This is a genomic window from Novipirellula artificiosorum, from assembly GCF_007860135.1.
Lineage (GTDB): Bacteria > Planctomycetota > Planctomycetia > Pirellulales > Pirellulaceae > Novipirellula_A > Novipirellula_A artificiosorum.
Genome location: NZ_SJPV01000043.1, coordinates 1 through 8,259, shown reverse-complemented (window position 1 = coordinate 8,259; position 8,259 = coordinate 1). Strand labels below are relative to the sequence as shown.

At 52.8% G+C, this 8,259-nt stretch carries 9 protein-coding genes; 7 read left to right on the top strand and 2 right to left on the bottom strand.

Features of this window, described 5'->3' with window-relative positions; genetic code table 11:
* Positions 1-69: 69 nt before the first annotated feature.
* From Poly41_RS33465 to Poly41_RS33435, 7 genes are all read left to right on the top strand, one after another.
* Positions 70-291, top strand: coding sequence for a DUF1328 domain-containing protein (locus tag Poly41_RS33465; RefSeq protein ID WP_146531723.1), 222 nt, complete (start codon positions 70-72; stop codon positions 289-291).
* A gap of 229 nt (positions 292-520) precedes the next feature.
* Entirely contained in the window at positions 521-997 is a 477-nt protein-coding gene (locus Poly41_RS33460) for a PA2169 family four-helix-bundle protein (RefSeq protein WP_146531722.1), read from the top strand.
* Positions 998-1,058: 61 nt separating this feature from the next.
* Positions 1,059-1,754, top strand: a complete 696-nt coding sequence (locus tag Poly41_RS33455; RefSeq protein ID WP_146531721.1) for an AI-2E family transporter — start codon at positions 1,059-1,061, stop codon at positions 1,752-1,754.
* Between the two features lie 444 nt (positions 1,755-2,198).
* Complete coding sequence (locus Poly41_RS33450; RefSeq protein ID WP_146531720.1) at positions 2,199-3,311, top strand: glycoside hydrolase 5 family protein; 1,113 nt, start codon at positions 2,199-2,201, stop codon at positions 3,309-3,311.
* Positions 3,312-3,353: 42 nt separating this feature from the next.
* Positions 3,354-3,566 (top strand): hypothetical protein, encoded by a 213-nt coding sequence (locus Poly41_RS33445; RefSeq protein ID WP_146531719.1) that lies wholly within the window; start codon positions 3,354-3,356, stop codon positions 3,564-3,566.
* 96 nt (positions 3,567-3,662) lie between these two features.
* Entirely contained in the window at positions 3,663-3,845 is a 183-nt protein-coding gene (locus Poly41_RS33440; RefSeq protein WP_146531718.1) for a hypothetical protein, read from the top strand.
* A 177-nt stretch (positions 3,846-4,022) separates the two neighbouring features.
* Positions 4,023-5,600, top strand: coding sequence for a bifunctional GNAT family N-acetyltransferase/carbon-nitrogen hydrolase family protein (locus Poly41_RS33435; RefSeq protein WP_146531717.1), 1,578 nt, complete (start codon positions 4,023-4,025; stop codon positions 5,598-5,600).
* Positions 5,601-5,616: 16 nt separating this feature from the next.
* Here Poly41_RS33435 and Poly41_RS33430 read toward each other — a convergent pair whose 3' ends face one another.
* On the bottom strand, positions 5,617-6,870 hold the full coding sequence (locus tag Poly41_RS33430) for a diaminopimelate decarboxylase (RefSeq protein WP_146531716.1): 1,254 nt from the start codon (positions 6,868-6,870) through the stop codon (positions 5,617-5,619).
* Positions 6,867-7,343, bottom strand: a complete 477-nt coding sequence (locus tag Poly41_RS33425; RefSeq protein ID WP_146531715.1) for an SET domain-containing protein-lysine N-methyltransferase — start codon at positions 7,341-7,343, stop codon at positions 6,867-6,869. Before Poly41_RS33425 ends, Poly41_RS33430 begins: the two co-directional genes overlap by 4 nt.
* Between the last annotated feature and the right edge of the window lie 916 nt (positions 7,344-8,259).

The window sequence follows — 8,259 nt, the reverse complement described above, 5'->3', positions numbered from 1 at the left end:
GCAAGATTACAGATTTCGAAATGTCAGAAATCAAACTCAAGCGTAACGCATTCCATGGCGATTGGAATTATGAAATCGCACCACGCAAGCGATGCAAACCTCGATAGTTTATTTGCGGACGGTCCCTTAGGCTGGGCTTTGACTTTTTTGATTATCGCGTTGATCGCTGGTGTACTCGGATTTGGCGTGATCGCCGGGACCGCGGCTACGATTGCGAAGCTTCTGTTCTTCGTATTCCTCGTGCTGTTCATCGTTGGATTGGTGATGGGTCGCCGCGGACCGGTTGTTTGAGTGTCCACCCTTAAACCCAATCGGCCAGCTTGGTGGCGGTCCCTGAAAGCTCAAATGCAAACGAGCAAAATGCAAACGAACATCGGGCCTAAGGGTAATCTATTGACTTTGGGTCCGGTGGCGAATGCCACCGGCAAGTATTGCTTCGGCACACTCTTTGCATGCGGTGGAGTTTAGCTTCAGCGACGTCGCTGCTGCATCCATTCCAAAAACTTGAAAGGCAGATAAGATGAGACTCGAAACCAAGACCGATCTGAACGAAACCACGATCGAGAAACTACAAAAGTTGATCCGAGCCAACATCGACTCATACAACGGTTTTCATGAATCGGCCGAAGAGATCGATGACGTAGAATTGGCGAAGCTATTCAAAGAAATTGGTGACCAACGATCTGCGATGGCCAGCCAGTTGCAAAAGTTCGTCGAGTTCAACGACGAAGAAGCCGAGGATGACGGCAGCGTGGCGGCAAAAACACACCGCATCTGGATTAATATTCGAAGTAAGATCAACGGCGGTGACCCCTATGTCATTCTGATCGAAGCCGAACGTGGTGAAGATCACATTAAGGCGGCGTACGAAGACGTGTTGAAGGAAACTGCCGGCAGTGCGATGAACGATGTCCTGACCGATCAATACGCCGCCGTCAAAGCGGGCCACGACAAGGTTCGCAACCTACGGGACGCATACAAGCACAAATCAGAGTAGGGCAATGGCTTCAATTGCTCATCGCAACTTCCTAACCTTCCGCCCTGAATCGAAACGGTGAATGAGAAAACTTAAATCCGACATAGCGACCATCTCCGCTATTGCACAAATGCTCGCCGTCGTGCTGACGGTGACTGCATTGTTCTTTGCCCGCGACGTTTTCGTACCGCTGTCCCTAGGATTGTTGTTGTCATTCTTGCTCAGCCCGCTCGCGATCGCACTCTCGGTCTTCCCCGGCTACAGCGTCGCACTGGCGGTCTTGGCGTTGATTGTCACGATGGAACTACTTAGCAACAACATCCTGGAACCGTGGCTGTACGGTGCAAGCACAGGCATTTCGGCCGTCGCGGTGATCATCGCCGCCGTGTTTTGGGGTTGGATGTGGGGACCAGTCGGCTTGCTGCTTTCCACACCGTTAACGGTCTGTTTGGTTGTACTTGGTCGCTACGTTCCGCGGTTTAAGATACTAGCAACATTGCTTAGCGAAGAAGTCGAAATCGAAACCTCATTACGTTTCTATCAGCGTTTGTTGGCCGCCGACGAACACCGCAGTTGGGAGATGTTGCGAGAGGCGTTCGACGAAGAACACAACTTGGTCGCGACCGGTGACGAGGTTCTAATTCCGGCACTCAAACGAATCCGCCGCGACCATAACGCCGAATACTTGTCGGACGCCGACGCGAACCGATTGTACGCGATGGTGGGTGGACTAATTGCGAAGCTACGAGAACACGCGACGGACAACCAACATGCCTGAACTCGACGGCATCGAAGCGACGACATCATGAAAAACGGGACTTGTCGATGCGGAAATCGCATCTTTTTCAACAACGACAAGTGTTTTCATTGCCAACTTTGATCTCGGTTTGTCGTCGTTGTTGCCCGAACGGCTTCCGCCGGCTGTGATTGCCAAACTTGCCTACATCCATTCGTTGCGAAGCAGATCGCTCGTAGTCCAGCTTCAAGCCCAAAAAGCCAATTCATAGGTCAAATCCACGTCGGCAGTGGATGAGCTTCATGCCGACGAAAAGGACGCATCCGAATCACCCTCGACGCTTGACGAGAGAACATCCTTGCGGTTGATGTCTCTAACGAGAAAATTCGCATGAATGGCTAATTATCGTGTCCGTTTCGCAAGGGGGGCTGGGCGAAGACAGAAAAGAAACGCGGTGCGTACGAGTGGGATTGGGTTGACGAGATCGTGATCGATATGGTCGACCAGGGTGTCGAGCCATGGGTTTGTCTTTGCTATGGAAATCCGATCTACCCAGGTGGGGGCGATACCGGGCTCGGCGGAGGGCTCGTTGCGTCGGAAGAGGCGTTACAGGCCTGGGAACGCTATGTTGATGCCTTCGTTCGACGATATGGTGAGCACGTGGATGAATGGGAACTCTGGAACGAACCACGCACGGGGCTCGGTAAAGGAGCGATTCAGTATGCAGATTTTGTGATTCGGACCGCGGAAGTGATTCGCAAGCTCCAACCAAATGCCGAGATCCTGTTTGCCGCCGGCGGTTCCTTCCACCCTATTTTTGCAAAAGAAGTGTTGGAGCATCTGAAGGAGGAGGGAAAGCTTGATCTGGTTAACGCCATCATCTACCACCCCTACGCAGAAAACCCTGATAGTCGGAACGATGCGGCCGTTAAGCTTCGCGAGATGGCGCAGTCGTTCGCACCGCACATTGGCATTCGGCAAGGTGAGAACGGCGCACCATCGGTTACGGGAGGATTTGGGGCAATCTCAGGCGGCACATGGACGGAAACGAGGCAAGCCAAATGGGCCCTTCGACGATTGCTCGGCGATCTTGCTCGCGATATTCCATCCTCGTACTTCGCGATCTGTGAAATGAAGTATCCCGATAAAATTAACTACAAGGGATTGTTGGCGATCAATGACGACAAGACGATCGACCATGCCAAGCAAGGGTACTATGCTATCCAGAATTTGGCATCTGTATTCGATAACACGCTGCTTCGCATCCAAGATCTCGATTTCGACGTCAATACCGAAAACGCGGACAGGAAGATCGAACTCTCCGCTTATCGCGGACCGAGCGGCGGTGGACTGATCACCTATTGGCGAGCAAATGACAAGCCGGGCGAAAAGCCCGATTTTGAAAGCATGAAACTACAGGCATCGAATCTCAAGTTCGAAGAGCCCATATTAGTCGATTTGCTCACCGGACGTGCCTACAAAATGCCGTTGGATACATGCAAGCCCATCGGACAAGGAACCATGTTCGAAAACCTGCCTGTCTATGATTCTCCGTTGGTTGTTGTCGAGCAAAACGAGATAGAACGTTCCCTCGAGTGAAGGAAATGACTATCAAAAAGGTGACACATCGAACCGCTCGGCGTGAGCCATTTCAGTTTTGAAAACTACTGGATAGAACGCGGCAAGGAGGAGGCGTTCCTTTATGGTTCAAATCCTGAAAAGGTCCGCGAAGTGTGGCGTGCCTCGGCGCGGCGCTGGTATCAGATTGCGGGCAATCAAGTCGCTTGGCAATTGGGCTTGCGAGGCAAGGGTGGCTACGGCGATTTGGAACAGCGGCAATTCTGTCAATCGTGACATGAAACGGAAACCTTGAACGTTAGATGTTGAATGCTCATCGCAGAATCGATAATTTCAAGCCGAAGTGTTTTTTGATCGCCCCAAGGTCCTGCGATGGACTTCAACTCGTGGTCGACCACAGAGCAACATCATTTTGTCGACATCGACACGCTGCTGAAACCGACGCTGGCTGGTACGATGACCACTTGGAACGTCGACTTCGTTACCGGCCTTGTTAGCGGACCGGCGCGAACCGTCCGGTCCCGCGTTACCGGACGGCTTGCGCCGTTCCGCTAGTGTTGAAATCCATCAGTAAGATAATCGACATCCCTCGCGGTGTAGGTAGGCGGAATCGTTCGGCCGGGCAGAACGCTGCCGCACCCTGCTAGGCTCGCTACGAATCGGGGTAAAGCCGTCTACGGGCGAAACGTAATCATCCGCGGAAAGTTACAGACATTTTATGGAGTCACTCGCATGACCAATAAGCCAGAGCCGACAAAAACGATTAAAACCCGCCGCATGAAAGCGAGCGACCTGCCAGCGGTTGAGGCATGTCAACACGCAGCTTATCCCAACATGCCCAGCGAGAGTCTTTCGGATGCGAGAAAGTTCAAAATGCAGCTTGCCAAGTTTCCCAATGGGCAATTCGTAGCCGAGTGCGACGGTAAGATCGTGGGGTACTCCGCTTCATTGATTGTGCAGCTCGATGAGGACTCGCCTTGGTATTCCTATGACGAGATCACCGGTGTCGGCACCTTTAGCACTCACAACCCGGGCGGCGACACATTGTATGGGGCTGATATCGCCGTTCATCCCGATTTCCGTGGGCAAGGAGTGGCAGCCAAGCTTTACGTGAAACGAAAATCGCTTCTGATGCGGCTCAATCTTCGCCGGATGGTCGCTGGGGGGCGAATTCCCGGTTACGCGGCTCACGCCAAGCGGATGACGGCCGACGAGTACGTCGAGGCTGTCGTGCGAGGAGAACTCAAAGACATGGCTCTGTCGGCCCATTTGAAGGCTGGCTACCAAGTCCGAAGTGTGCAGTACGCCTACCTTCGCGATGCCGCCAGTATGAACTACGCCACCTACCTCGAGCTGTTAAACCCAAGTTTCGACTCGGCAAAACGAGCGGTCGCCGCAGCACCGATCCACCGCACGTTTCGAAAAGTCCGCATCTGTGCCGCCCAGTACCAACTGCGGCCGATTAAGGATTGGAACGAGTTGGAGCGGCAGGTTCATTTCTTTGCCGAAACGGCCAATGAGTATCACTGCCACTTCTTGCTGTTACCGGAACTGTTCACGGTTCAACTTTTTAGCTCGTTTCCTCGCGACATGGAATCGCGACAAGCGGTCTTGAAGGTTGCCGAATTCTACGACGAATACAAGCGAATGTTCGTCAAGTTGGCGAATGAGTTTAACTTGTACATTATTGGGGGTTCCACGCCCGCGATTATCGACGGCGAGCTGCGAAACACGGCCCACCTGTTTACGCCGAGCGGCGAAATTCATACGCAAGACAAGCTGCACATCACACCGGTCGAACGCCATTACTACGGCTGTTTGCCAGGCGATGCGATTCGTGTGTTTGATACACCGATGGGACGCATTGGCATCGTGGTTTGTTACGATGTTGAATTTCCCGAACTCGTGCGATTGATTGCCCTCAACGGCGTGGAAGTCTTGTTTGTTCCCTTTGCGACTGACGAGCGAAAAAGCTACTTCCGCGTGCGACACTGCGCCCAAGCGAGGGCCGTGGAGAATGTGATGTACGTTGTGCTCGCCGGATGCGTCGGAAACTTGCCGCAGGTGCGAAGCTTCTTGGTAAACTACGGCCAGGCAGCCGTTTGCACGCCTTGCGACGTGGCGTTCCCCAAAGACGGTATTCTGGCGGAGGCGGACCCCAACACGGAAACCGTGGTTGTCGCCGAACTGGACCTTGGTGGTCTGGTTCAGCAACGGACGCTTGGCAGTGTTCGCCCCATGCAGGATCGCCGTAGCGACCTGTATGAACTCACCAGCAAACACCCCGTGGAGATCGTCCGCGTGCAGTGAGCTCGTCAGCACCGCCCTAACACAGCAAGAACTCGCGGAAATCACCTCGCATGCAATGGTTGGAAGCCATCGAAGAGGAGTAGGCACCCGCGTTCAGAAGAACCAGCGTGTCCTCTTCCCGGAGCGGCGGCAGTTCGATGTCGTGATACCAAATGTCCAACGCCTCGTTGATATGCCCCGCGATCGTGCATGCCGTTGCAGGACCGCTGCGGCGAACCGCTGGTACCGGGTGCAGCGGTAGTCTGTAGACAGTCGGCTCCGGTGCGATATTGAAACCGGCGTTCACGCCAACAAAGATCGTGCCGCGTTTCCGCTCAATCGAGCCCACCGTTAAGAGTAAGATTCCTGCGTCCTTGACAAGATAGTCGCCCGGTTCGACTTCGATGGTCAGTTCGCTTCGATCACCAAATTGCTGGGACAAGATCTTGGCCCATTCATCGAGGTTCAATCGCGAATCCGAAGCAACATGTGGGACGCCTAGTCCTCCACCAACATTCACGTTGCGAAGCGTTTCAACTTGGTCGATAAACCACTTGCATTGAACCAGCACTTCGCTCCATTGTTCCAATTGCGGCGAAAGATATCCGCAGCCTGTGTGAAAGTGAATGGTGTCGACCGTCAAATTCGAGGCCTTTGCTAACTGCAACGCGTCGGCGAACTGTTCACGATAGATACCGAATTTCGTTGTGTTGCTACCCGAGTATTTCAGTTTTTCGTTGTCAGCTCGACCAACCCCACAGCCAGGATTGATTCGAAATCCAATGCAACTCCCAGGACGACGCTTCCCCCATGCAGCGATGGCGCGGAGCGAATCACAATTGATCCTCAATCCCTCGATCCGACTCAGCCGATCCAAGTCTTCCCGCGACAGACTTGTATTGGTGAACGACACCTCCGATGCATCGAATCCGCATGCGATTGCATGTTCGACCTCGTTCGGAGAACAAGCGTCAATGCCAACCAATCCCGTCTGCTTTAGAAAACACAGCAGAGGCGCAAATCGATTTGCCTTCATGGCGAAATGAATGCGATAGCGGTTGGCGAAACCTGCAGCCAAAAACGCTGATTCGATACGTTGGGCATTCGATCGGATGCGTGACGTGCTGTAAAAGAACGTTCTTGTGCCAAATTGCCGTGATAAATTATCGACGTCGCGGCCTGCGAACTGCAGTCGGTCTTGACACCACTGCAAATCGCATCGGCTCCACCACTCCGAATTCAAATCCGGCGGATTCGACTGCGCCGAGACGCTCTGGAAGGAAGCACTCATGCCAGGACGTTCTGCTTTTGCAAAAACGCTTGATATTCAACTAATTCGACATTGGGACCCTCGGCGTGTCCCGTAATCCAACCACGACAATTGTCCGAACCACATTGACACTCTAATTGCTTAAACAGCACCGACTCCGTCTGTCCGTAATCCATCAAGAGATAGTCGTTGGGAGCGATCGGCCTGAGTGCATAAACCAATCGATTCGGCATATCCAAGCAAACATTGGGATGACACGAATGTAAAAAGAAACCAGCGAAGTGCATATCCAACAAGTGAAGTCCAGGCTCGATTTCCAGGCTATGCTGAGTGAGCTCCGTGGTGACTTCGCCAGCCAAAGCAGCGACGACGTCACCCGTTTCAAAAGACCGCTTGGTGATGACGCCAAGCCCTGTTATCTGGTCGCGTTTAATAATTTTGAAATCTGAATCAGTAGGATAGAGTGGGTTGTGACGATAACGCTCTGGATACATCTGTGTCGATACTCCAATGTAAGTGACACTTAAAAGGTGAGGTCTTTCTTGCTGCTAGACAATCAATAAAACCACTGCCCGAGATTTCTTTTGCCAGCACAAATCTAGCGACAAACACCGCCTGACCAGGCCATCCTTGAGGGCGGTTTCTAAATTGTAAAAGAGGTCAACCGGTTACGCCATGCCAAATCCGTCCACCCGATGGCATTGCTTTATATCCTATGCGAAGATCTCGGGCTAACTCGACTGGCCACCCCCCGGTTGATACCATCGCTGCGAATTCTCCACAGCTCACGCGAGACAGTTGTGCTTGATCGTGCGAAGACTGGTTCGTTCGTGGTTGTCATCGTTTAGATTCGGAAACAAATCCAGTCGACCCATTGCTTCAGTTCGGAACGTTCCTTGGCATGGGATGTTGAAGTTAGCCCCGCGAACAGGATAAACGAAGCGAAAAGAGTTGCTTTGGTAGCTGCCAGTTGTCCGCGAGTTTCTTCAATAAGGCGAGCTTGGTTGCGGAACACTCCGAAGTCCTGAACCTGCACGTAGAGCCGAACTTGAAAACCCCGCTGCGAATGCAACCAAGTTGCACGTCGATACAACAAGACGATTGCCAAACAGACGACCAATTGGATTACAATGATCCGTCTGCTGACGATCGTGCCGCCTAAACGCTTCTCCCCTGCCTAAAGTGACCTATCTATGACCTGCCTAACACCATCGACAAAGTTTTTCGCTTCGACTTTCCTTCTTTGTGCAATGTCCGCTGTACCGAGGCCATCGGTTGCTGCGGACGGTCCCGACCTTCCTTTGCTCGATATTTCGAGTGAGACCGATCGCCAAGTCGTGATCGCTCAGGGAACCGAAAACCTCTACCAAGGCCATCCAACCACGGTTCTGATGGCAGACGGCAAAACCA

Bases quoted from the DNA above. Each gene is read 5' to 3' on its own strand.
- Poly41_RS33430 (WP_146531716.1), bottom strand. From the start codon at position 6,870: ATGAGTGCTTCCTTCCAGAGCGTCTCGGCGCAGTCGAATCCGCCGGAT.
- Poly41_RS33455 (WP_146531721.1), top strand. From the start codon at position 1,059: ATGAGAAAACTTAAATCCGACATAGCGACCATCTCCGCTATTGCACAA.
- Poly41_RS33440 (WP_146531718.1), top strand. From the start codon at position 3,663: ATGGACTTCAACTCGTGGTCGACCACAGAGCAACATCATTTTGTCGAC.
- Poly41_RS33425 (WP_146531715.1), bottom strand. From the start codon at position 7,343: ATGTATCCAGAGCGTTATCGTCACAACCCACTCTATCCTACTGATTCA.
- Poly41_RS33435 (WP_146531717.1), top strand. From the start codon at position 4,023: ATGACCAATAAGCCAGAGCCGACAAAAACGATTAAAACCCGCCGCATG.
- Poly41_RS33460 (WP_146531722.1), top strand. From the start codon at position 521: ATGAGACTCGAAACCAAGACCGATCTGAACGAAACCACGATCGAGAAA.
- Poly41_RS33465 (WP_146531723.1), top strand. From the start codon at position 70: ATGAAATCGCACCACGCAAGCGATGCAAACCTCGATAGTTTATTTGCG.